The following is a 25,347-nucleotide window of genomic DNA, read 5'->3' on the forward strand; positions in this document are numbered from 1 at the left end:
ACTGACCCCCAGTTTAACTGGGGGTTTAATCATGCCTATTCGGCGTACAATACAATAAGTTTCTAATTATATCAACCACGGACTAATAACGTATATATTGGCTATATACTATTAATCTTCATTAACCAATACATAAGAAATATTAACAGGACCATGAACACCTACTACACGAACCAATTCAATATCCGCCGTACTAGATGGCCCAGTAATATGTACAAAATTAGATGGGAATCCTGCTGGATCAGCATCATATATTTCTTGTACTCGTTGCATAGATTGTGTCATACGAGGATAAATATCTTTCGTCTTAATAACAGCAATATGTACAAGTGGCAATAATCCTACAGAACGTCCCGATCCTACATCACTACGTTGCAACACAGTAGCTGTTTCTGCTATACCCAATGTAGCAAATGTAATCCCCATTTCAGCATTCTGTGCTTCACCAATACAATAATCACGGCCCTTTTCTGCATCCCATTTTACAAATGTAACATCTTGATTGGTATTATTGTTAAAAGCATCTCGTAATTTATATTCATCTAGTTCTGGCGCATCAGGATAAATAACTTTACCATTACCCCAATCCTTAATAACGTCCATTAATACAGAATATAAATTATCTTTTGTCGTTTCCACATACTTAGTATTATTTTTTTTACATTCTGCTTTAAATAATTCGACAATTTCATCACGGCTCATATTCTGCATAAGTTTGCCTTGTGGGCCTTTACTATAATCGAAAGGTTCCACAGATGTAGGTACTTCAGTACGGCCCAAAGATTTTGATAAACGCCCTAAAAAGGCTTTACGTTTAGCTTCATCCATTGTTTATTTCTCCTTTTTCTGAGCTTTCTTTTGTGCTTCATATTCAGCATACACATCACGGAATTTTTTAGTTTTTAATACGCCTAATTCTTTAGACTTAGTCCAACCACCTAAAACAGGGATGACCTTTGTCCATTCATCCATTGTTCCATTATGGCTCAAGAATTTCATACCAATAGCGCCGGCTTTAGTGCCCAAATCAAATAATTTATTGTTACCAAACACGGTACCAACCACTTTGAATATCGCTTTTTCTACTGGTGGTCGTAAATTTTCTTCTTCTGCAATCTTCACGCGGTGTTTTAATAAAAGTTCATGTAATGGGATCTTAACTGGACAAGCATCCGTACATTCCCCACATAAAGTAGAGGCATATGGCAAATCACCAGCTTTATCATAGCCTACTAGTAATGGTGTTAAAACCGCACCCATTGGACCTGGATAGATAGAACCATATCCATGTCCAGTAATCTGACGATACACTGGGCACACATTCATACAAGCGCCACAACGAATGCATCGTAACATTTCTTCAAATTCACTTCCCAAAATGCGAGAACGTCCATTATCTACAAGGATAATATGCTGTTCTCTAGGTCCATCAGCTTCTCCATCTTTAGCAGGGCCAGTAATCATTGAGAAGTAACTAGAAATTTTACTACCTACCGAAGAACGAATTAATAGTTCCATCATAATATCTAAAGCTGCAAAGTCAGGAACAATACGTTCAGTCCCCATCAACACAATTTGTGTTTCAGGAATGGAACTAGCCATACGACCATTACCTTCATTAGATACAATAGTAACTGTCCCAGATTCAGCCACGCCAAAATTACATCCATTAAATCCTACATCTGCATTCAAAAAGCGCTGACGAATATATTGGCGCACATATTTTGTCATTTCTTCTGGATCATTAGAGCCAACATAGCCTATTTTTTCCATAAATATTTCACGGATTTTATTACGTTCCAAATGAAGTGCTGGTACAACAATATGTGATGGTGGATTATTATCTGCAGTTTGCAAAATAAATTCAGCTAAATCAGTTTCATTAACTTCAATACCTGCTTCAATAAGTATTTCATTTAAACTTATTTCTTCAGATACCATAGTTTTAGATTTTACAACCATTTTTGCTTCTTTTTGTCGCAAAATTTCTAAAGCAATTTTAGAGGCTTCTACACCATCTTCAGCAAAATGTATATGAGCTCCTGCTTTTTCAGCATTTTCAGCAAATTGATTTACATAATAATCAAGATTTGCTAATACATGATCGCGAAGTTCTGCTGCATGTTGTCTAAAATCTTGCCATTCTGGTACTGCTGCCACTAATTTTTCACGATTATCGCCAAATACATCCTGCGCTCTTTGAATAGCATGTACCTTAAATTGATTATCAATACACTCTTTTATACGTGTTTTAAATGGTCGGTTATCATAAATTATAGCCATGTATTGTCATCCTCCTATCGGCAGTTCAAAACTTCTGCAATATGCATTGTCTTGATACGACGATTAATTTCGCCTTCTTTATGCATACGATCAAGCATACCAGCAATATTCATAAGACAAGCTTGGTCACTACCTACAACTACGTTAGCCCCAGACTCAGCAATTTTTTGTGCTTTATAACGAGTCATTTGCTCAGAAATTTCTGGTTGTTTTACGGAGAATGTACCACCAAAACCACAGCAACGATCAGAATGTTCCATAGGTATATATTCTAAGTCTTTTACATTATTTAATAATGTAAGTGGTTGTTCTCGAACACCTAACAAACGAGTAACGTGACAAGATTGGTGATAGGTTACCTTTTCTTTAAAACGAGCCCCTACATCAGTAACGCCCAATACATCGACAATAAATTGGTTAAATTCATAAATATGTTCACTTAACTTATTTGCTCTTTCAAGCCATTCTGGTTCATCTTTTAAGATTTCACGATATTCATCTTTGATGGCGAATGCACAAGAGCCTGACATACTAACTACATAGTCAGCGTCTTCAAATGTTTCAATAGTGTTTTTAATGGAAGACATTGCTGATGAGTTCCACCCTGAATTAGTAAACATTTGTCCACAACACACTTGTTTCTTAGGAACTGTAATATCACAACCCAGATTTTCTAACACATGTACGCCAGCCATACCTACATGTGGATAAAACATATCAATCAAACATTGTGAAAATAGATGAATTTTCATTTTCTCACATCCTCAACTTTACTAGTACTTACACATTTATGGATAAATTCTAACGCATCCATTTACATTTCATTCGAATAATGAATGATATTCATTACTCACATTATAAAATAGAATATTAATAATGTCTAAGGATATGCAATATCAGTAAACTAGCTATTTTGTAAGCTACCATTATGATTAAAAATCATACCTTGAATTATAAATTATTATTTCAATAATCATTATCAAATACATTATATGAAAAATACAGATATTTACAATTCTAACAGGCATTCAATTTATCATCTATATCAATACCTTTTTTACCTTTTATCATCACTTTTGCTAACAAAATAATTCAAAAATATGATTTTAATCTTATATTAATCAAAAAATCTTCTATATCTATGCAATTTAGAAATACTTATAATTATAAGTATAACTGTAAAATTATATAAATTATCATCATTTCTAATCTACACAATACAGTTTTTTGAAAGCATCTCTCATAATTAACCATTTTACTTCACATATTACCCATAAAATGTCACTAGTATAGTCCATATTATCAACTAGTTAGCTACCATCCAAAATTCTAATATTAACTATTCTATACAACGCTTGTCTCTATACATACACGTATTTCTTGTCTATAATATATAAATAATAAATCCATTAATTGTTTCTAATATACTATGGACCACATAAATTTAGCCTTCATAATACTAATCAAACATCGTTTCATAATGCTAATCAAACACTGTAGCACTAACAATATTATATTTTAGAGTATATAATAACTATCATCCTAGCACTCTCTATACAAATAGGAAAAGTGTGAATGACAGTCTACGCCTAGTTATTAATCAATAAGAAAGAGGTCTGTCCTATGAAATCATCTAAATTATCATTAGTAGTAGCAATCTGTTTATCATTAAGTACCACTGTTATCTCTGCGAATACTCCATCAGCAAATATCGCCTCACCCGCAAGTGCCACTCATAAGACTGCATCTGTAGATGCTTTATTACCATTGCCTGCTGGCGTCTACAGTGACACTGTTAATCATTGGGCTAAAACAGCTATCGCTGCTATGAGTAATGCAGGGTATATATCTGGCTATAGTGACCACACCTTTCAACCAAATGCTTCTATGACACGAGAACAAATTGCTTGTGTTTATGCTACTATCATAAACAAAGAACATCATATTGATTCCCAAACACCTATCTTAACGAGTGCTTTTTCTGATGTATCGATTACCCGTTGGTCTAATAGTGCTATTGCCACTGTATGTAATAGTAATATTATGGGAGGCTATCGAAATGGCACGTTTAATCCTGAAAAGGCAATGACTCGTCAAGAATTTGCTGTTACAGCACTAAACTTTGCCAAGTTAGAGCATGTCAAAACCAGCAATAAAAATGAAAACATCCAATTTAAAGATCAAGATTCATTTACAGACTGGGGCAAATCAGCTATCATGGCACTGGCAGAAAAAGGATATTTAGCCTATGGTCCAGATGTTACTTTTAACCCATCAGACCCTATCACACGTGCAGAAGTAACATCTATTTTATATCGTATCATCACTAATCAGCCAGTAATGATTGAAAAAGCTAATGCTTCTACCACTCATAATGTATCATCAACAGTGGAAAAGAAAGACGCTTCTAAGTCCAACCAAGAGATGACTGCAGAAAATAAACAACAAAAAGATTTGGAAAATAGCGTATTTAATAAATTGAATAAAATCTATAAATCATCTAATAAATTTCAGGACTATGGCGTAATATACTGGAAAGACAATATACTTCACATAGCGGTAAAAGATAGAAAAAAATTGTCGTTAATAAAAACTAAATTTGCTGCTATGAAACAAGTAACCGTCGAATCCTCTAATTATAGCCAAACAGAATATAATAAAATCGAAAAAAACTTCCGTAAGTATTATGGATCCCACGAAAAATCTGGTATGATTATTGTCATTTTTCCAGACGTGCAAAACAACCAATTATACGCATTAGTAACAACAGCCTCTGCTAGTACCCAACAAGGTGTAGATAAAACATTTGCTTCTAAAGTTAAAATGGTTGTAAAAACTAATTAATCCAATAGTGTAATCTATACCCACTAATATGAGGAGTGAATTTTCAATAAATCCACTCCTCTCACTATTTTATATACCATTAAACAAATTTTACAAAATCTACCAAAATACATACTGATTCTGTGATACAATACAACTATAGTAATCGCAGGAGGAATTTGTAATGAACAAAAAAAATCACATCCTAACAATACTCATGACTGGCTTATTCACTATTAGTTTAGGTGAATTGCCTAATGTTCATGCCAATACGATTTCGCACGCTACTATATCCGTTGTGAAACCAGCATCGCATAGCGTGCCTATCAATGCTAATACAATAGATACTTCTACCTCTATTACCAATAGTGTATCTTCCTTTAACAATTCTCGCCAATATATATTTGCTGATGTACCGCCCAATTATTGGGCTTACCAATCTATCTCTACCATGACACAGGAAAAAATTATTAATGGCTATGCTAATAATACATTCAAGCCTGAAAGTCCATTAACACGAGAGGAAGCAGCAACCCTATTTAATAACCTCTTAGGCGAAACGCCAACAGTTATGTTATCGAGCACATTTTCTGATATTACTTCCGATCGATGGTCTGCACTAGCTATTGAGTCAGTAGCTAAAAAAAATATTATTAGCGGCTACGGAGATACAACATATCGTCCTGAAAAATATATGTCGCGGCAAGAATTTGCAGTGGTAGCTGACAACTATATCCATTATATTGGTTACGTAACGGAGGATCCTACCATATTAGATGAGTATAATTACAGCGATCAAAAATTTATAGCCCCTTGGGCACAAGATGCGGTACGTGAATTGGCAAGTCTTAAATTTTTAGCCTATAATCCGCATAGCATGTTTAATCCTGAAAAATACATCACTCGTGCTGAAGCCGCTGAAATCGCCTATCGTATGACACATACACCACAAGCTCTTGCCTTTATGGATACAATACATCGACAAACCATTGAAAGTAAAACTAATAAATTATTAATGAATACATTCAAATACCATGATATAGAGATAGATTTTAGAAATGATGGAGTCATGTTCTGGAATCACGGGAAACTATATGTTACTTTTACTAAGGAAAATAAATTAAAACAATTTGGTGCCGCCTTAGCCACCTCAAATGATAAAGAACTAACTACCTCTGTCATTACTCATATAGGTAGCTATACACAAGCTGATTTAGATAATTTACAACTAGAAACAACATATATGTATAATCAATTAGAGCCTCAAGGGACTGTCATCTCCATCACTCCAGATATATCTGTCTCCTCTCTTATTTTGACCGTAGATGAATTATCACCAGCCACAAAAAAAGCCTTTGTTAAACGATTTGGCAAAAAAGCTTCTATACAATTACCCCCTGTGACTGAAACAAATTGGTCAAAACCTGTCAAATGGCATATTGCTAATGAAATAAAAGCCCATCAATAAAACAATCTCAATGATACACTACAACATCATCATATACTCATAATGAAATAATAGTTACTCTTTCTAGCCGTATAATTACAGATAGGAATATGAGTTATATGTATAATCTGCCATAGCGATGTATTCTGTAAACTACTTCTTTACTATAAAACATAAAATAGAGGAACATTGATGCAACATGCTCAATGTTCCTCTATTTCGTTGAGTATATAGTTACGACTTCTTATAAACTATCATGAGTGCTTACATCGTATAAACCTTAATAAGGCTAATAACGATAGATATAGACATTACATGTCACCCATAGATTAGTAAAAATATTATGGTTAATTATATGCTTTTACCAGAAGTAGTATTAAAGATAAATTCTTTCGTAACCATAGTACCTTCTATCGCATTATCTTCAATCGTATATGTATACATAACAATACGAAGTAATCCATCTTGATTCTTTTCTATATCATAACTCATAAGAATATTATATGTCATATGTTCTTTTTCATTTCGTTTATCTATTGATGTTTTTATAGAAGTAGCATAATTAGCTAATTTCTTATTAATTCTATGAGTAACAACAGGACTGACAGAGTTAATGGTAGGATATACAATATGAATATGATCGCCTAATATAGCAGTAGGTGTAATGCCTACACGCAACCTAGATGTATACTCTTCTGCTGATGGTACAGCTACCATCGTGCAAGTCTTTGAAAGTCCTTCTAAGGTAGTACGAATCGTTCTATTTGTTTCTGGAGATGCAGTGCTTGAAATTCGTTGCTTATCTATATCCTGCTGACCAGATACAGCATTAACAACCACCAACTTATCTGCTCCTTGTACTGTTTTATGATCCTTTACAACTTGGACAGGAATAGTATCAGCATTTGCTGTAACAATTGTTCTATAACCAATAACAGCTCCTACTATCATCATAATAGCAATTTTTTTATTCATCAGACTTGCCCCTTCTATTCTTATACGATTATACTATGCATCTATTATTCTAATTCAGAATTTACATATTTCTATACGTCTTAATGTCCACTATCCCCATATGTGCTATATATGTCTACGATAACACACTTTGTCATGATTGTCGTATCCTAAGATAATTATTACACACTGACGCTCAATCACTCTTTCTATATATATAATATTATAGCAATCGATATAGTAAAAGAGCAACCTATAGTCACCAAAGGTGCTATCTTCCTATATAGTATGTAATGTAACCTATCCTATAAAATATAGTGAAATCACCGCAACGAGGAATCTAGGATGTCATCGTTTTGTATATAATCTACTGATTGTCATAAGCAATGTAAAAGAAATATCTTAGTAATGAGTAATACAACTATACTATATTGTATTTAAATATATGTTATGCTTCATATAATTTTAACAGACCTATCGGTGATTTTAGTACATTCTATCAGCTCTACTCTGATACTATTATTATCTCGCATACACATTAGAATCATTTTCCTACTAAAAAGACTGTACGGTACATAGTTACCATACAGTCTTTTACATCCTTATTATTCTCTATATATACATATACCTATTATCTGTATACTAATGCCTATTTATTTTCATTTGCTTTACGTTCTGCCAAAATAGCTAGGGCTTGTTCCTTATCAAATTTGGTAGTAATTACAAGGCGAGCAATGTACACCATCATAAGAACGAATACAATTAATCCCAACCACTTGCTAGTATCTGCAAAATCATCGCCAAATATGGCCAATGGTGCATCACTACCACCAGATGTTACGGAAAATACAATGATAACTGCAATAATAACGCCCATCAAACTTTCCCCAACAATTAATCCAGATGAGAATAAAACACCACGACGATTACATTGTTCTGCATCTTCTTCAGCTAAGACCTCACCTGAGCGTTCTTTAGCTCTTTGTAATATATAACGACCAACAAAGAAGCTCAATACTGAGCCCATGACTAATGGCATTTCTAAGGATGGAGGTAAATAAATCCCCATGCCTACTGCCAATGGAGGTAAGGTTAACGATGCAGTCGTATTTTTCAATATTAAATCAACTAAAATAACAACAACACCTACACCTACGCCGATTAAAATATATGACCAATCCATGCTATCACTAAAAATACCTTGTGCAATCGTCGTCATCAATGTAGCTTGTGGTGCCGATAACGCTTGGCTTGGATCCATACTAGCTCGTGGCATAGCACCAGTAAATCCGTAAGCTTGGTACAACAAGTTTAACACTGGTGCAATCGCTAAAGAACCAGCTACACTACCAATCAATAAAGCTACCTGCTGTTTCCATGGTGTAGCTCCTACTAATTGTCCAGTTTTTAAATCTTGTAGATTATCATTCGAAATAGCTGCAATAGATACAACTACACTAGTCATGAAAATCGCCAATGCTGTCGCAAAATCAACGCCTGCTTGCGTAGCAAATAAATGGTTAGCAGAAGCAATGGCATATACAACAAGTGAAGAAATAATGATACCAATAATACCAATCCCAGAAATTGGACTAGCAGAAGTACCAATTAAACCTGCCATATATCCGCAAGCAGCGGCCACAAAAAATCCTACGCACACAGAAATAATAACGCCACAAATAATTAATATAATCATTAAAGAGCTACTAATATCCACAGCACTAACGAAAGAGTAAAATGTAAAAATTAACCCAATCATAATGGCAAGGAATACAACGGCAATCGTACTAGCTTTCATATCTGTATCCATGCGATGTGTAATGCGTTCATCACCGCTCATGCCCATATTATGTACAGAAATTTTCATACCTTCTACAATTGGTTTGACTAATTTAATTAATGTCCAAATAGCGGCAATAGCAATAGTACCAGCACCGATAAAACGGACCTTTGATTTCCAAACACCCATGGCAAATTTAGTAGTACTATCACCATCCATCGGTAATACACTAGTTAAGTATGGTACAAATCCTCCCCATGCAATGATCATACCAACTAAAATAGCAATCCCACTAGCAATACCAATCAAATATCCTGCGCCAAGTAATGCTGTAGAAAATCCTAGAGGAAATTGTGTAATACCTTTTCCTGCTTGAAACCAAAAACTAGCAGAATCAGCAAGTGCATGAAATCCAGATGTACATAAATTAATAAGTCCTGCTACGACACCGCCACTCACTATTTCCTTCATACCTGAGGATTTTCCAGCATTAGTAGCAGAATGGCTACCTACTTTCAAAATTTCTGCCGCTGCTCGTCCTTCTGGATATGGGAGATCACTATTGACAACCATCGCACGGCGTAATGGAATTGTAAATAACACGCCTAGGCAGCCACCGCAAGTACATAGTAAAAATGTTTGCCAAAATGGAAACCCTTGCCAATACCCTAACATTAGTAAACCTGGCAATACAAAAATAACAGCAGACAATGTCCCCGCTGCTGAAGCCTGCGTCTGTACCATATTATTTTCTAATACATTAGAATCTTTAAAAAACCGTAAAATGGCCATAGAAATAATAGCAGCTGGAATTGATGAGGAAAATGTCAATCCCACCTTCAAACCTAAATATACGTTAGATGCAGTAAATACAATAGTAATTAAAATACCTAATAGCATTCCACGTAATGTAAGTTCTGGCAATCGCAGTTCATGACTCATAAAATCATGTTTCACTTAAAATACCCCCTTTTAATATACGAGATAAGGATAGATTAATTTTACCCTTTTTCACGATAAAGCACAAGAAAAAAATGTTTTTTTAGTATATACATTTGATTATCTCTAATGGATATTCTTTAATTTATTTTTGTTAGTCAATCTAAATGAAAATTATTATAAATTTCATGATGACTTTTTTATAAATTTCCTTTATAATATAATTTGTAATTGATATTTATTATCATTTTATTATTAATTGAGGAGGTATTATCATGGAAACTCGCACTGAATATGATTCTATGGGCCCTGTCGAAGTCGACGCAGCACGTATTTACGGTCCTCAAACACAACGTTCATTTAACAATTTTAAAATTGGCACTCATTGCATGCCATTGGAACAAATTAAGGCCCTCGCTTTAGTCAAAAAGGCGTGTGCTAAAACAAATGCAATTTGTGGCGCCATTAGTGAAGAAAAAGCAAAACTCATTGCACAAGTAGTAGATGAAATTCTAGCTGGCAAATGGGATGAAGAATTTCCTCTTTGTGTATTCCAAACAGGTTCGGGTACACAAACTAATATGAATGTGAATGAAGTAATTGCTCATCGAGCAAAACAGATTAACGAATCCATTCCATTACATCCTAATGATGATGTAAACCGTGGTCAAAGTACTAACGATACATTCCCTACAGCAATGCATATCGCTTCCTATTTTGAAATAGAAAAACGCGTGTTGCCTGCTCTTGATCGACTCATTGCCTCCTTTGAAAAGCTTCAAGAAAAAGGTAAAGGACTACAAAAAGTAGGTCGTACACATTTACAAGATGCTACTTTCATTATGGTAGATCAAGAAATCAGTGCTTTCGTAGCAGGTCTTAAAACAGCTCGTAAAATTATTGTAGAAGCTACTGATTATTTATTAGATGTTCCTTTAGGTGGTACTGCGGTAGGAACTGGTGTGAATACACCAAATGGCTACCTTGCTGCTATGGATGCTATTTTGCCAGAAGTAACCGGTGCTCCATTCCGAGTTGAAAATAATAAATTCCAAGGCATGTCATTAAAAGATGCGATTATGACAGCTCATGCAGCACTCAACACATTAGCTACTACTCTATTTAAAATTGCGAATGATGTTCGTTTCCTAGGCTCTGGTCCTCGTTGTGGATATGGTGAATGGACATTACCAGCTAATGAACCAGGTTCCTCCATTATGCCAGGAAAAGTAAATCCTACCCAATGCGAAGCTTTAACAATGGTATGTGCTCAAGTATTTGGTATTAATACTACCATGACAGTCTGTGCTGGTAGTGGGGCATTCCAACTTAATGTGTATATGCCGATTATGATTTATGATTTTATCGAATCTACTCGTCTATTATCTGATGCAATGAATTCATTCGCTGAAAAATGCATTGATGGAGTCGAATTTATTCCTAAAAAACTAAAATTCTTTGTAGAACAATCACTACAAATTGCTACAGCGTTAACACCATACATTGGCTATGACAAAGCAGCAAAAGTAGTAAAAGATGCATACAAACGTGATACTTCTATTAAATCCATTATTCTCGAAGAAAAACTTATGTCGGAAGAAGAGTTTGATCAAGCCGTAAAAATGAAGTAATGTGCTAACGCCACTATTTCATTGATTTCATATCTCTTTTCAGCACACACTATATCACTAGTAATCAACTCCTCCAACCTAGATGATACGTATAATAATGTACCACTACATATTCATAAACTAACAAAATGACTATACACTATCTAATTGTATAGTCAACTCGATACACTCATACCTCATACCTCAACTTGTGTATCGATTTCTACAAAAGCGATAGCATATATACCATACCCTCCTAATATGTATTTGGTATATATGCTATCGCTATTTATATAATAATTGTAATTTATGATTACCCTACTGCATAAAATTTCTCATGCTATAGGGAGGATGCATTCCTAACCCCATACCATGTATGAATTACTAGTAAATGCTATACCTATTCGTAATCAACCATGTACATAGAATACTTTGATTATTCTGAGTCCATATCAGGCTAACACGCACTATATGGTATCATTGTGAGCGAAATGTAAAAACAGAAATTTCTCGCGGGCAATTAATCCGTATAGGCCACCAATGACCAGATCCACGATTAACATAACAACAAGATGTACCATGCACGTACATACCTTTCACATACGGTGTTCCAATAGGGACTACATTCACTCCCAATACATTAATTTGGCCTCCATGAGTATGCCCACTAAATGTCATTGGTATATTTCTTTCCATAGCCTCTGTAAAAAACTCAGGATGATGGGCCATAAGCAAAACAAACGCATCGTCTGGAATACCTGCTAATGCTTGTTCCATCATTTCTTGACGGCAAGCAATACGATTACGATTCATATTATAATCAACGCCAGCCAAATAGACCGGCCGATCGTCTATACTAACATCCTTATTTAATTGATAGTTTTCATTAATCAGTACCCTCATAGATGTATTCCGCAAAGCCCTAGTAACGCGCGTTACATCCCTAAAATGCTCGTGATTTCCCAATATATAATCAATTCCATCTGGAAATTGAGAAACCAGTTGATTAATGCGCTCACATAGATTAGGCAACCATTCTAGTGTATCAATTAAATCTCCCGTAATTAATAATCTCTGTGGTTTTTCGGTTAACACATAGTCCATAATGCGATCAAATTCTTGTAAATCAATACAGGGACCTATGTGAACATCACTAATTTGCGCCAATCGATAGTTATGTAAGTACTGTGGTAGACGAGGAAAAGCTAACTCATGATGGGTTACTTCAATACGATATTGTCCATCAAAAGCAACTACACTAGAACCACCAATCGTCACAGCAGGTACAGCGATACCTATTTTCTTAAATAAGGCACGCCGAGACTCTCCTATTGTTACAGTCCTGGGTGGTCTATAATAATTTATAATCTTTTCTACCGCAATCGTTATGAGTAAGCCCATAATAGAAACTACGATACCAATGCTCCACGCATATGATTCTGTACGCCATATTTGTAGTACCTCATACAACCAAGTGCCATATAGATCAGTTTGATGCATGATAAAATAATGAACACCAATCATCAACGTACCACCCACAGCACAACAAGTAGCAGCAAGTAGTAGTCTTTGTTTTGGTTGCCATACCCACAACCATACACTAATAAATAGTATCAATAGAATAATTAATATGCCTATAATAATAGGCTCTAGATAGGCTTGCATGCATAGTCCTTTCTATACAACATTTTAATTCACCTCAGCATTACAATCATTAACATAGAGTCGTTAATTTACCATGCGGACCTGCCCATACATAATCAGCAAATTCGCTCCTTTTTAACAATTGCCAATCTGCTGGCAATTGTGCCTGTAAACTTTCTAATGTACCTTCAAACGTTATTATGCCCCGATATGCACGCATAATCCATTTGCGATGTGAAAATAAATGGGTAAGTTCTTGTATACACTCATTCTCCAATACTACTGTACAACCAAATTTTTTAACTTGATTTTCTAAATGACTAGCGCCTTCTATAAAAGAAGCTGGTTCTTCCACACTTGGAAATTCCCACATAGATCGCAATAGCCCTGTATTAGGGCGTTTATGTAACAAATAATAGTCCCCCCACTTTAATAATCCTACCATCATAGAAATTGTAATCACTTTTGTCTTTTTAATCCGTATAGGCAATGAAGGCGCATCGCCTCGTGCATACGCAATACAAACAGCGGATAAGGGACACTCATGACAACGCGGATTTTGTGGTATACAAATAGCGGATCCAAAATCCATTAAGGCTTGATTGAATTCTCCTGGGCGATCATATGGTAACGTTTGCTCTACTAAATAGGTAATTCTTTTTCTTCCTTTAGTTGATAATATGTCGTCCTCTATATGATACAAACGAGCATATACACGTAATACATTGCCATCCACTGCCGCTTCTCGTTGATTAAACGCCATGGATAATATGGCTCCTGCTGTATAGGCACCAACTCCTTTTAATGATTCCATAGCCTTTCGATTCCGTGGCACATGACCGCCATATTGCTCTACTACTTCTTGTACGCCTAGTCGCAAATTTCTTGCCCGACTATAATAACCTAACCCCTGCCATGCGTGAACCACCTCTTCTTCTGATGCATCTGCTAAGTCCTGCATAGTAGGAAACCGCATCATCCAATTATCAAAATATGGTTTCATCGCTTCAATCCTTGTCTGTTGTGACATGATTTCTGATACCCAAATTTTATACGGATCTCCCGTATTACGCCATGGCAACTCACGTTGATTCACATCATACCAATCTAACAAATGATTTGTCCATTCTAGCGGTAATAATTCTGTTTCATCTATAACCGTATCAACCTCTACTAAATCCATAGATACCACAGTTTCATTATCGTCTCCAAACTGTATCATTCCTTCTAATTTTTTCCCTTCCAGTATCTTGGGCACCCATTTTCGATCACCGGACCACATAGAATCATAAGGAATATGGTCCATTGAAATCCAACAAGGCTCCATTTCTTCTGTTTCTATGACGGTCCCCCCATAATCGCGGATGAGATACACATATCCAATATGTGTTAATGATGTGTCATGAGGAAATTGAAAGTTTAATAATGCCACTGGTTCTAACGCATCTGCTTTAACTATAAGTCCAGATTCTTCTTGTAATTCACGAATCATACATTGTACAAAACTTTCTCCATCTTCAACTTTTCCTCCAAAGCCATTATATTTACCAGCACCAAACCCACGTTTTTTACGTCCTAATAAAATTCTATTCTCTGTATCAATGACAAAACACAATGTCGTTGGTTTCATATGTTCTCCCTTCATCATTCATATATCTTTATTCATTATATCAAATATAACAATCCCCCACGACATCATAGGTAGTTGAGTAAAAGTATCGAGCATGTTACTATATAATCTCATCATATACTAGATTGGTCATATCATTCAGTCATATGTGCTACCATGACACTCTATATGGTAAATCCTATAAGACCTACAATACAATCATTGCTAATCTACGCTCATCTACACTAGAATCTACTCTTTCATAACCTATACTATAATTTTCTCACTACTACACTTTTACTATATATCCACAATATGTAATAGGCGAATCCCACAAGCTACGGTATAATAATAAATAGTTACATACTTATTATACTTTACAAACATTTATAATTTACGATACATCTGTGAGGCATCTATGAATCAACCTTTAATATTTGATATTGCCCTAGGCTATAGAAAGCCAGTCAATATTCGTAATGAAAAAATAGCCTGCCCTTTTTGTGATACCAGTCACTTAACAGACATATTGGACAGAAACGGTACCATGATATGGTTAAAAAATAAATATCCCGTATTACAAGATACTTGGCCTACAGTTATTATTGAAACCGATGATTGTCACGGTGAATTTTCAGCCTATGATCCGCATCAAGCAGCCGCTATTATCTCATTCTCCATGGATAAATGGATTGAAACTATGAAAGATAGTCGCTTTAAATCTGTTCTATATTTTAAAAATTATGGTCCTTTATCAGGTGGTTCAATTCGTCATCCCCACAGTCAAATTATAGGTCTTGAAACATATGATTACTGTGAAGATATTAAACCATATCATTTTGACGGATGGCTCTTAAAAGAAGATGATACCATAAAAATTACATTATCAAAGCATCCACTTATCGGCTTTTTTGAATACAATCTTCAATTTCCCCATTCTGTAAACAGAAGCAAATTAAGTCGTCGCATGCAACAAATTACCAAATACATTATAAGCACCATGAAATCCTATACCAAATCATATAATTTCTTTTTTTATAATCTGCATGACGACTATTACTATGCTAAAATTATACCCCGTTATGTGACAACGCCTCTCTTTATTGGCTATAAAATTCCACAAATAGGTTGTGAAAGCCGCGTTGCTACCATTCAAGAAGAATTAAAAGCCTACTGGGACCTATAATACCAATGAAAGGAACTCTATGAAAGTTTTTGCTATTGGCGACACCCATTTATCTGGTACGCCACCTAAAAAACCAATGGATATTTTTGGACCCCATTGGGCCAACCACTGGGAGAAAATCAAACAAGCTTGGCAAAAAAGCGTCACCAATGATGATATTGTTTTCATCGTAGGCGATATTTCTTGGGCCTTGCGATTACCCGAAGCTCTCGAAGACTTACAATCGATTCAAGCTCTACCTGGCATGAAATACATGATTCGTGGTAATCATGATTATTGGTGGTCTAGCACAAGTAAAATGACTGCCGCCACTAACCATGAAATTACATTTCTTCAAGGTCATGCCACTGGTATTGGTCATATAGCATTTGGCGGAACTCGCGGATATCTTTGTCCCGGCGATAGCGCTTTTGATATAAACAGGGACCAACATATTTATGAACGTGAATTACTCCGTACAGAAGCGGCCTTACAAGAAATGGACCGCTATCTTGCTACTCTTTCAGGGACGGATGCTTCTTTTGCATCAAAAAAAGGAATAAAAATTTTATTGTTACATTATCCCCCATTTAATGATACAATCAGTTCCAGTGGATTTACAGAATTAATGGATACGTATCATGTAGACCATTGCATTTTCGGACACTTGCACGATAGTGCCTCTTTCAACCGTATCCCTAGTCACTATCATAATACGCAGTTACACCTAGTATCTGCCGATTTTTTAAATTTCACGCTTAAGGAGATTCTATGAGTCGTATTCATGCTGAACATTTACAAGCTGGTTACATTTTTGGTGACCCACACAATCAAGAATATATCTATTTACCACCAGGAGAAGTAGGAACAGATTCACCGTTATGCATTTTAGAAACACCTACTAAACGGGAAGATATCTCCATCGACAAAGCTATTCATATCATTGATACACTTAGCTTACGTCGTTGCTCTCACCCTATATTAGGGAAAAAATCATTCTAATGCATATCATAGCTAGTACGATAGGTACCACATACAACGCACGTTACACGTAACAAAGATAAAACCAATTATACGCACTGTAATCTAAATAAGAAATCAAAAGTGTTGTATCTGCTGCTAATATAGATATAGCACACCCTACTAGCCATACAAGTAACATCTTGTACCAGAAAATCCTCCTAAGAGGATCTACTACGCTTAGCGAATTACCATAGTTATGAAATACTTGTCACTATGGCATACGAGTTAATCTGTACTAAGAAACCACATACCATAGCTAATCCGTTACAGATAGTATCCTAATACAACTAATACTGTATGCGTATAACACATGCGTGGTAAATAAGCAAAAAAGAAGCATGCACTCTGTTATGATGAATGTAGGTCACTAAACTGAATCATTATTTTAAAAGGATGTACGAGTATAATACATTTGTGACAAATAAAAAAAGAACACTCTCTGTGATAATCAATGCAGCTGACTAAACCGAATCATTATTTCAAAGGAGAAACCTTCTTATGACATGTATCATAACCGAAGAGCTACAGTTTCGTAAACGTATATGTGAATATGCTATAAACATCAAACTAATACTGTATTGACTAAAAGAATAAAAAAATATACTATGATAAGCAATTGACTATATACGTAATTAGGAGTGATTGAAATGAAGTTGTCTACAAAAGATATAATATATATCGGTTTATTAAGCGCTATTTGTATTGTTGCTACATTTATACTATTTCCCTTACCTACTGGTGGCATGACTCATCTAGGATCGGCCGCTCTGTTTACCATTGCCGCCGCTTTTGGTGGCATGTATGCTGGCTTGGCTGGTGCCATCGGATCAGGTATATTTGACCTAATCAGCGGTCATACATCGTATACATTATTTTCTATTATCATAAAAGGATTGGCTGGCGTGGCTGTTGGTGTACTCACTGTAGGCATGTATCCATCAGCACAAAATTATCCAATCGTAAGTCGAGGTAAAATTTTACTAGCCACCATAGTAGGTGCTATTATTACAGCTATTGGTTACTTTATTGCTTGGGCCATTGTATTAGATAGCATCGCCGTCGCTGCCACTCGTTTGCCTGCTACTTTCATCACTAGTGGTGTCGGTATTATCGTAGCCCTTCTATTGGCACCAGCAGTCCAAAAGATTGCAAAACATGTATTTAAAAAATAATTTGTTATAAGTCACATGATAGTGATAAATGAAGCTAGTATGCTACAATCTACGACAATACAAGGTCTGTAACTAAATAGCCTCATATAAAATAGAGGACCGTCGATTTAAAAGTATGCACTGCAGCACAACGTTGAATCCATTTTCAAAATGCAGTTCAATATCAATGTTCCTCTGTTTATATCGTTTACTAAAAAAGACTATCCATACACCTTTCTACAGTCCATCTACATAAGATAGATGGCAAAAAGGATATGGATAGTCTTTTATTATTGTTACGCATTCGTCTAACATCAAACAGCAATCTACTAAACAGGCGTATAATTACTTGTTATCTATGTACTTATAATAGTCCACCATGTCCCATGGCAATACAATCTTCTTTTGTAATTCTATCATTAGCAGCTAATCGTGGTAATAACACATCGAATGCAGTAGGTTCGCTAAATAATACGCCCCCTGGTAATCCTACGATAGGAGTTCCGCTACTCGTATAGGCAATACACACCATGGATCCTGGTAAGACTGGTAAGCCATAGGTAACAACCGTTTCGGCAGAACGAGATTTTTTAATGATACGGCGACCATCGAGATCTACACTCATACCACCAGTACAAAAAATAATATCTACACCAGCTGTTTTCATAGTCTCTATGGCTTTTACAATTTCATCCGTATCATCTGGCACAATAGTATGGGCCACCTTCTTCATGCCATAAGGAGCCATACGTTTTTCAATAATCGGTGTAAATGCATCCGCAATGCGGCCTGTATACACTTCTGTACCAGTCGTAACAATCCCTACAGTTTTTATGACGAAGGGCTTCACTTGTAAAATAGGTTGATTCTTAGCAATTGCTTGTGCCGCTTCTACCTCTCGTTTATCAAGCAACAAAGGAATACAGCGCATACCTGCAATTAATTCGCCCTTTTTAACAGCTCTATGATTTAGTTTTGTAACGATGGTTAATTGTCCAATGGAGTTAATCGCTCTTAATCGTTCTACATCAACTTGCAACATGCCATCTATATCAGCAATCGCTTCCACTTTACCTTGATTCACTAAGGTATTATGCATATAATCACCTGCTGCCAAATCATATAATGCATAGGCCACATCTTCTTCATGCAATAAATTTTCATCACCTGGTTCCATAACAAATACATGCTCTTTACCAAGTGCCAATAATTCCTCTATATCTTCTTCACGAATAACATGTCCCCGTTTAAAAGCACGTTCTTTTACAGTCCCAATTACAATACGTACAATATCATGACACAATGCTTGTCCAATTGCATCTTTTATATCGATTTGTTTCACAGTTTATCCTTTCTATCATGCTACCACTATTAACGTAAATTCTTTATAAGGCTCACTCATCATAGTTCCTACTAAAAACTGTACTGAATGAATGCTCCATACAAGTATCTTACCTCTATTATATGATATCATGAGCCTCGATAACATACTTTCACACCAACAATTTACTAATACTTATCCCTATAAAGCATAATACAAGCCCTGCAATGAATTGTATACCTATATAACAAACTGCATGTAGATACTGTCCTAACAGGACTAATTCTATAGCCTCATACATACATGTAGAAAATGTAGTAAAACCTCCTAACCCGCCAGACACAACTAAAAATTTTACCCATACCGGCATATCTGGTCGTGCGGACATATAGCCTAAACACAATCCAATTAATAGGGCCCCCAACAAATTAACCGCAATGGTTCCACAAGGGATTCCATAATAACTCCGTTGCTGTATCCAATCACTTCCATATACACGACAAATGGCACCCAATGCGCCGCCTATGGCAATCATTATTAATTTCATCATCCTGTCCTTTCTAGAATTTTCACAATTCTTTACTAATTTATATTATTTTATAAATTTTATGTAGCATATTAATCAAATTTACTCTATACTATATGTAATATATATTCGTAATTGAATAGGTACACGATGTATATAGTAAAAGTAGCTATGAATAACTACTACGAGGGAGAGATTATCTTGGACTACACAGCTTATACTTGTCAAATTTTATTACACGCTATTGGTCATAAAATTACCGTACTGCGCACTGCTAATGGATTAACACAAAAACAACTAGCCTATCGTGCTGGTATTAGTGCAAGTTATTTAGGTAAATTAGAAAACGGGCGACATATTGAAGGTGTATCCTTAGAAATACTCTATCAAATTGCCTATGCATTAGGCGTAGAAACCTATCAATTATTACGAGTAGAAGCCAGTGATTTACGTCGCTATCAACGCTTAACTTCTTACGATACAAGCAATATTCCTCTAGTTGGTAGGCAACAAAAATCACCTACATTACAGATGTATTTGTGATGCCTCTATAAGAGTTTATTATATCATTAGTTTACATCGATGATGATAGAAACTATCACATCGTCTACTACCGACAAATAGAATCTCAAACACAAAAACCTCGGCCGGAGCCGAGGCTTTTGTGTTTGAGAAAAAAGAGAGAGAGAACATTTGAATCTAATTCAAATGTTATGGGGCTTTGGGGGATGCCCCAAGGTATGAGATATACTCACTACCTTGCATAAATTATAGCAAATAACAACCTTCTTGTAAATAGAACTTCAATAGATTTATAAACCCTATACCCTCCATTATAGGGGATTGATTTAAAAAATCCTTTATTAATTTATTTAATGATACACCATTATATTGCTATCTAACGCTTCTATGTACTATCATGAATAATACACCCCATCATAAAAACCTATTTCCCACGGCCAATGAATAAAAATTCTCACTATAAATTACTATTTTCTCCAAATTTTTTTGCTCGTAAATCAGCATGCGCTTTTTTAAATACAAAAGCATTTCGAATATGGTTTCTCATCTGTTGCTCTGCTACCTCTCCATCATGCTGACGAATCGCTTCCATAATGGCATCATGTTCCTTGTCACATTCCAAACTGCGTTCCGAATCCATAGTACTAATATACATATCACGATTCACCATTTCTCTAAAATCTGATAAATAGTCCGCCACTCGTTCATTACCAGATAACATAGCTATCAATGAGTGAAAACGACTATTAATCGCCACTCTTTCTTCTAGATCTTCCTCACGCCGTCCTTCGTCACACACCTCTTCTAACTCACGAATTTGCTCATCTGTCGCATACAAGGCACATAATCTAGCTCCAAGTCCTTCCATAACCTCACGACACTGATACATAGCAATAATTTCTTCTGGTGTATACCCCTTAACCGTTACACCTTTCCAAGGTTTTATAACTACTAAATTATCTTTAGCAAGTTTTCGAAACGCTTCTCTCACAGGCGTAGCACTCACTTGTAATTGCTCTGCGATTTTCACTTCATTTAATTTAACTTGCGGTTTTAATTCTCCTCGCAATACAGCTTGCTTTAATGTGATATATACTTGTTCACTCAATGGCAATCTTCCAATAGAATCAATGGGCTTCAAATGATACTCTTCATGCTTATCCATATGCAATATTCCTCAAATCATGTTATATAACTACTAGCTAGTAAATCCTAACTACTAACTATATTGTCTTTCATAAGAAGCTAGTATATTTTCTAACATCTTCTCTTTTATTCAAGAACAAATACAGTTATAATATAAGATAGATTAATTATACGAGGTGCTTTATACACTGTCAATTTTGATTTATAACTAGGAGTATTATATATGAGTCGTTGTTTAGTCATCATAAATCCTTCCTCTGGTGGAGGCGCTGCCCGTCGCTATATGATGGACTTGCAATTACAATTAACCAGCCTATTTGATCACACAGAAGTGAAATTTACTGCTGGCGAATTAGATGCCACTCGCTTTGCTAAAGCCGCTACAGAAAATCACTACGATGCTGTCTTTTGTATGGGCGGCGATGGAACGGTTAATGAAACAGTAAATGGCATTGCACAAGCTGGTGGTGACATTAACTTCGGCTTTATTCCTGTTGGTACTGTAAACGATATGTCCCGTGCCCTAGAAATCCCCCGTTCACCGCTAGCTGCTATCCATGCCTTAAGCCATAGTGTAATTCGCCACATTGATATTGGTCGTTGCAATGATAAATATTTTTGCAACAATATTGCGGCAGGTATCATACCTAAAGTAGTAGAAGAGGTAACACCTAAGGAAAAAAGTATTTTAGGTCCTCTTGCCTATTTTGCCCGAGGTGGACAAGCTTTATTAAACAATAAAAGCTTTAATTATCGCATCATAACAGAAGACAAAGACTTTGTAGTCAAATCACCATTGGTGTTAGCCCTATTGACGAATTGTGTATCCAGTTTTGAAAAATTTATGCCTACCGCCACCGTTGATGATGGCTTTATGCGCATTATTATTTTTAAAGAATACTTTATTCTTGATATTCTCCGTATATTTCCATTGGTTATCAGTGGTAGTATTTATAATTCCCGGTATGTAGATATTATAACCGTCAAAAAAGCGCATATCCAATTATTAAATGAAGTCAATGATCTCCCTACCAATATGGATGGCGACCGAGGTCCCGATATGCCTGTTGAATTAGAAGTATTGCCAAAATTCTTGCGTGTCTATGTACCGGATCAACATCATAAATACAAAAAAAAGGCTAGTTTATTGCCGAATCCAGCTAATTTGTTACCTAAAATATAAAAATCTCACTAGACTTAGCATATATTAAATGCCTACTAGACTATGTATTCTTCTAACACATAATCTATCCTATTTTAGAATGATGTCACAAGGTTGATGGAAAACGATTTTACAAAAGAACGTTCACAACTCATAATGCTTGTAAGCATAGTACAATATGCAGTAGATATACTATCATAGCCCAAAAAGTATTGGTATTTACATTACCTAATAAATATATAGAAGAGTACTGTTTACATACATCATTCGGATTCTGTGTCACATATGTTAACTACTCCAGATAACTCTTTCGATTACATAGGTATCAACAGTTTAATTTTCCCATATTTTATGATAAAATTAACTATATCATAGTAATAAACTATGATATGTAAATTAGACAACGGGGTGCTCGAATGTTCGGGCTGAGAGTAAGCTACTCGCTTTAACCCATAACCTGATTTGGATAATGCCAACGTAGGGATATACTAGAACTATATACGGCGACAACATATACTGACGATGATATACATTGTATGCTATATGACGGCAGTACATATCAAGTCATACCCATGCCGTATTTATAAAAAGGAAACCTACTAGGTTTCCTTTTTTATATTTCTCTCTTCTATATGTCTTTCTACATTAACTACCTATCCTATAACCGTAAGCGTACACCACCCTTATAGGCCAGGAGCTTAGTGCTAGTATGGGCATTCATTCACCTATTATTTGTAGTATAGAAAGGAGCCTATGATACATCTATGTATCATATAACCGATTATGAAACTAACACGTTCTCACCTAACGGTGTATGCAATTACACCTCCCCACGAACCGACAGGTAGTGCTTTACTCAATCAAGTAGAAGCAGCCATTCGTGGTGGTGCAACTATGATTCAATTACGACGTAAAGAAATCCCTCTATCACAAGTAAAAGAGGAAGCATTACAAGTACAAGCTCTATGCCGTCAATATAAAGTGCCCTTCATAATTGATGACAATGTAGCACTAGCTAAAGAAATACAAGCAGATGGTGTACACATTGGACAAGATGACATGCCTTTACGTGAAGCGCGCTACATTCTCGGCGATAATGCTATTATTGGCGTTACTGCCAAAACAATCGCACAAGCCGAATTAGCCTATGAAGAGGGTGCTGATTATATTGGATCCGGTGCAGTATTTGCTACAGATACCAAGAAAGATACTACCCGTATAAGTCATGATATATTCGAATCGATTTGTCGTGCTGTGCCTATTCCCGTAGTAGCGATTGGCGGTATTACAAAAGACAACATGTCCCTCTTAGATGGGCGTGGTATGGCCGGTTTTGCTATGATTGGTGCTATTTTTAACAGTTCTAGCACTATAGATGAGGTGTATACAAAAACGCGTCAAGTAGCCACAATAGCACATCGGTTAGTAGACACCGTAACAGCTCTCACCATTGCTGGTAGTGATTGTAGTGGTGGTGCAGGTATACAAGCCGATCTTAAGACTATGCTAGCTCATCACGTATATGGTATGAGCGCCATCACGTCTCTCACCGCACAAAATACGATGGGGGTAAGTGCGATTTCTAATGTGACGCCCGATTTTATGGCGGCTCAATTAGATGCTATTTTTACAGACATTCCACCAAAAGCTATAAAAACTGGCATGCTATCTAACAAGGAGCTAATTACAGTCATTGCTGAAAAATTACGACATTATAAAGCCACTAATATTGTCGTAGATCCCGTGATGATTGCTACTAGTAGTGCTCGATTAATTGACGAGGATGCTATCGAAACTTTGGTCAATACATTATTACCGCTAGCCACCCTAGTAACGCCTAATATACCGGAAGCAGAAACATTATCTCACATTTCTATTACCTGTGGCGATGATATGCTACAAGCAGCTTCTACTATCTACAACGCCTATCACTGTGCAGTCCTTGTAAAGGGTGGTCATCGCATTAACGATGCGAATGATTTATTATATATCTCCCCAAACGACTATACTTGGTTTACAGGCAAGCGTATCAAAAATAATAACACCCATGGTACAGGTTGTACCTTATCAAGTGCCATTGCCGCTAATTTAGCGAAGGGCTATGACATTCCTAGTGCCGTACAACGCGCTAAAGACTATATTTCACTAACCCTATCTGCCATGATGGATATAGGTCATGGTAGTGGTCCTATGGATCATGGGGCTGGATTAATTCACACACAACCATATACTAATCAATAAG

The 25,347-nt window shown here is 35.9% G+C and carries 19 protein-coding genes, 1 pseudogene and 1 riboswitch; of the genes and pseudogenes, 10 read left to right on the plus strand and 10 right to left on the minus strand.

The genetic code is table 11. The annotated features are described in order from the left end of the window. Positions 1-111 precede the first annotated feature (111 nt). Genes P6940_RS07205 through P6940_RS07215 form a run of 3 tightly spaced genes read right to left on the minus strand, consistent with a single transcriptional unit; the run spans position 112 to position 3,035 of the window. Positions 112-828 carry a LutC/YkgG family protein gene (locus P6940_RS07205; protein WP_028257948.1) on the minus strand — a complete coding sequence of 239 codons (717 nt, stop codon included), beginning with the start codon at positions 826-828 and terminating at the stop codon, positions 112-114. A gap of 3 nt (positions 829-831) precedes the next feature. Further along, on the minus strand, positions 832-2,283 hold the full coding sequence (locus P6940_RS07210; RefSeq protein WP_028257947.1) for a LutB/LldF family L-lactate oxidation iron-sulfur protein: 1,452 nt from the start codon (positions 2,281-2,283) through the stop codon (positions 832-834). A 14-nt stretch (positions 2,284-2,297) separates the two neighbouring features. Next, a complete protein-coding gene (locus tag P6940_RS07215; RefSeq protein WP_028257946.1) occupies positions 2,298-3,035 on the minus strand; it encodes a (Fe-S)-binding protein in 738 nt (245 codons plus the stop codon). A gap of 871 nt (positions 3,036-3,906) precedes the next feature. Here P6940_RS07215 and P6940_RS07220 point away from each other — a divergent pair. Both P6940_RS07220 and P6940_RS07225 read left to right on the plus strand, forming a co-directional pair. Next, positions 3,907-5,127: an S-layer homology domain-containing protein gene (locus tag P6940_RS07220; RefSeq protein WP_028257945.1), complete on the plus strand. Its 1,221-nt coding sequence runs from the start codon at positions 3,907-3,909 to the stop codon at positions 5,125-5,127. Between the two features lie 163 nt (positions 5,128-5,290). After that, positions 5,291-6,574: an S-layer homology domain-containing protein gene (locus P6940_RS07225; RefSeq protein ID WP_277293631.1), complete on the plus strand. Its 1,284-nt coding sequence runs from the start codon at positions 5,291-5,293 to the stop codon at positions 6,572-6,574. Positions 6,575-6,904: 330 nt separating this feature from the next. On the opposite strand, the gene P6940_RS07230 is transcribed toward P6940_RS07225, so the two are convergent. Together P6940_RS07230 and P6940_RS07235 are read right to left on the minus strand one after the other, a co-directional pair. Next, on the minus strand, positions 6,905-7,528 hold the full coding sequence (locus P6940_RS07230) for a hypothetical protein (protein ID WP_038153225.1): 624 nt from the start codon (positions 7,526-7,528) through the stop codon (positions 6,905-6,907). Positions 7,529-8,156: 628 nt separating this feature from the next. Then, positions 8,157-10,244: an OPT family oligopeptide transporter gene (locus P6940_RS07235; protein ID WP_028257943.1), complete on the minus strand. Its 2,088-nt coding sequence runs from the start codon at positions 10,242-10,244 to the stop codon at positions 8,157-8,159. Between the two features lie 257 nt (positions 10,245-10,501). Between P6940_RS07235 and P6940_RS07240 the strand changes: the two genes are divergently transcribed. Then, on the plus strand, positions 10,502-11,857 hold the full coding sequence (locus tag P6940_RS07240; RefSeq protein ID WP_028257942.1) for a class II fumarate hydratase: 1,356 nt from the start codon (positions 10,502-10,504) through the stop codon (positions 11,855-11,857). Between the two features lie 456 nt (positions 11,858-12,313). Here the strand turns inward: P6940_RS07240 and P6940_RS07245 are convergent, their stop codons facing one another. The 3 genes and pseudogenes from P6940_RS07245 to P6940_RS07255 form a co-directional block, all read right to left on the minus strand. Next, positions 12,314-13,453, minus strand: a complete 1,140-nt coding sequence (locus tag P6940_RS07245; protein ID WP_231562230.1) for a metallophosphoesterase — start codon at positions 13,451-13,453, stop codon at positions 12,314-12,316. A 97-nt stretch (positions 13,454-13,550) separates the two neighbouring features. Next, positions 13,551-14,576: an A/G-specific adenine glycosylase gene (mutY, locus tag P6940_RS07250; RefSeq protein ID WP_414625610.1), complete on the minus strand. Its 1,026-nt coding sequence runs from the start codon at positions 14,574-14,576 to the stop codon at positions 13,551-13,553. Between the two features lie 30 nt (positions 14,577-14,606). Continuing rightward, positions 14,607-15,110, minus strand: a pseudogene (locus tag P6940_RS07255) (8-oxo-dGTP diphosphatase); the annotation flags it as partial. A gap of 397 nt (positions 15,111-15,507) precedes the next feature. Between P6940_RS07255 and P6940_RS07260 the strand changes: the two are divergent. The 4 genes from P6940_RS07260 (at position 15,508) to P6940_RS07275 (ending at position 18,449) form a co-directional block, all read left to right on the plus strand. Then, entirely contained in the window at positions 15,508-16,275 is a 768-nt protein-coding gene (locus P6940_RS07260) for a DUF4931 domain-containing protein (protein ID WP_028257940.1), read from the plus strand. A gap of 19 nt (positions 16,276-16,294) precedes the next feature. Further along, positions 16,295-17,029, plus strand: a complete 735-nt coding sequence (locus tag P6940_RS07265; RefSeq protein ID WP_038153221.1) for a metallophosphoesterase — start codon at positions 16,295-16,297, stop codon at positions 17,027-17,029. Then, a complete protein-coding gene (locus P6940_RS07270; protein ID WP_028257938.1) occupies positions 17,026-17,256 on the plus strand; it encodes a hypothetical protein in 231 nt (76 codons plus the stop codon). Before P6940_RS07265 ends, P6940_RS07270 begins: the two co-directional genes overlap by 4 nt. 668 nt (positions 17,257-17,924) lie before the next feature. Further along, positions 17,925-18,449 carry an ECF transporter S component gene (locus tag P6940_RS07275; RefSeq protein ID WP_028257937.1) on the plus strand — a complete coding sequence of 175 codons (525 nt, stop codon included), beginning with the start codon at positions 17,925-17,927 and terminating at the stop codon, positions 18,447-18,449. Positions 18,450-19,921: 1,472 nt separating this feature from the next. Here P6940_RS07275 and crcB read toward each other — a convergent pair. Further along, positions 19,922-20,299 (minus strand): fluoride efflux transporter CrcB, encoded by a 378-nt coding sequence (gene crcB / locus P6940_RS07285; RefSeq protein WP_277293633.1) that lies wholly within the window; start codon positions 20,297-20,299, stop codon positions 19,922-19,924. 177 nt (positions 20,300-20,476) lie between these two features. On the opposite strand from crcB, the gene P6940_RS07290 reads away from it, so the two are divergent. Then, positions 20,477-20,818, plus strand: coding sequence for a helix-turn-helix domain-containing protein (locus tag P6940_RS07290; protein ID WP_277293634.1), 342 nt, complete (start codon positions 20,477-20,479; stop codon positions 20,816-20,818). 436 nt (positions 20,819-21,254) lie between these two features. Here the strand turns inward: P6940_RS07290 and P6940_RS07295 are convergent, their stop codons facing one another. Continuing rightward, the gene (locus P6940_RS07295; RefSeq protein WP_277293635.1) at positions 21,255-21,962 is read right to left on the minus strand and encodes a GntR family transcriptional regulator; all 708 of its coding nucleotides are present in this window, start codon (positions 21,960-21,962) and stop codon (positions 21,255-21,257) included. Between the two features lie 204 nt (positions 21,963-22,166). Here P6940_RS07295 and P6940_RS07300 point away from each other — a divergent pair, with 204 nt between their 5' ends. Then, positions 22,167-23,126, plus strand: a complete 960-nt coding sequence (locus P6940_RS07300; RefSeq protein ID WP_038153214.1) for a diacylglycerol/lipid kinase family protein — start codon at positions 22,167-22,169, stop codon at positions 23,124-23,126. A gap of 373 nt (positions 23,127-23,499) precedes the next feature. Beyond that, a riboswitch (TPP riboswitch) is annotated at positions 23,500-23,606 on the plus strand. Between the two features lie 282 nt (positions 23,607-23,888). Then, positions 23,889-25,346: a bifunctional hydroxymethylpyrimidine kinase/phosphomethylpyrimidine kinase gene (thiD, locus tag P6940_RS07305; protein WP_277293636.1), complete on the plus strand. Its 1,458-nt coding sequence runs from the start codon at positions 23,889-23,891 to the stop codon at positions 25,344-25,346. Position 25,347 lies beyond the last annotated feature (1 nt).

Origin of the sequence: Veillonella montpellierensis, from assembly GCF_947090115.1 — a bacterium.
Taxonomy (GTDB): domain Bacteria; phylum Bacillota; class Negativicutes; order Veillonellales; family Veillonellaceae; genus Veillonella; species Veillonella montpellierensis.

Coding starts and splice junctions, on each gene's coding strand:
- P6940_RS07260 (WP_028257940.1), top strand. CDS start 15,508: ATGAATCAACCTTTAATATTTGATATTGCCCTAGGCTATAGAAAGCCA.
- P6940_RS07215 (WP_028257946.1), bottom strand. CDS start 3,035: ATGAAAATTCATCTATTTTCACAATGTTTGATTGATATGTTTTATCCA.
- P6940_RS07300 (WP_038153214.1), top strand. CDS start 22,167: ATGAGTCGTTGTTTAGTCATCATAAATCCTTCCTCTGGTGGAGGCGCT.
- P6940_RS07295 (WP_277293635.1), bottom strand. CDS start 21,962: ATGGATAAGCATGAAGAGTATCATTTGAAGCCCATTGATTCTATTGGA.
- crcB (WP_277293633.1), bottom strand. CDS start 20,299: ATGATGAAATTAATAATGATTGCCATAGGCGGCGCATTGGGTGCCATT.
- P6940_RS07210 (WP_028257947.1), bottom strand. CDS start 2,283: ATGGCTATAATTTATGATAACCGACCATTTAAAACACGTATAAAAGAG.
- P6940_RS07205 (WP_028257948.1), bottom strand. CDS start 828: ATGGATGAAGCTAAACGTAAAGCCTTTTTAGGGCGTTTATCAAAATCT.
- P6940_RS07275 (WP_028257937.1), top strand. CDS start 17,925: ATGAAGTTGTCTACAAAAGATATAATATATATCGGTTTATTAAGCGCT.
- P6940_RS07225 (WP_277293631.1), top strand. CDS start 5,291: ATGAACAAAAAAAATCACATCCTAACAATACTCATGACTGGCTTATTC.
- P6940_RS07265 (WP_038153221.1), top strand. CDS start 16,295: ATGAAAGTTTTTGCTATTGGCGACACCCATTTATCTGGTACGCCACCT.
- thiD (WP_277293636.1), top strand. CDS start 23,889: ATGAAACTAACACGTTCTCACCTAACGGTGTATGCAATTACACCTCCC.
- P6940_RS07240 (WP_028257942.1), top strand. CDS start 10,502: ATGGAAACTCGCACTGAATATGATTCTATGGGCCCTGTCGAAGTCGAC.
- P6940_RS07270 (WP_028257938.1), top strand. CDS start 17,026: ATGAGTCGTATTCATGCTGAACATTTACAAGCTGGTTACATTTTTGGT.
- P6940_RS07230 (WP_038153225.1), bottom strand. CDS start 7,528: ATGAATAAAAAAATTGCTATTATGATGATAGTAGGAGCTGTTATTGGT.
- P6940_RS07220 (WP_028257945.1), top strand. CDS start 3,907: ATGAAATCATCTAAATTATCATTAGTAGTAGCAATCTGTTTATCATTA.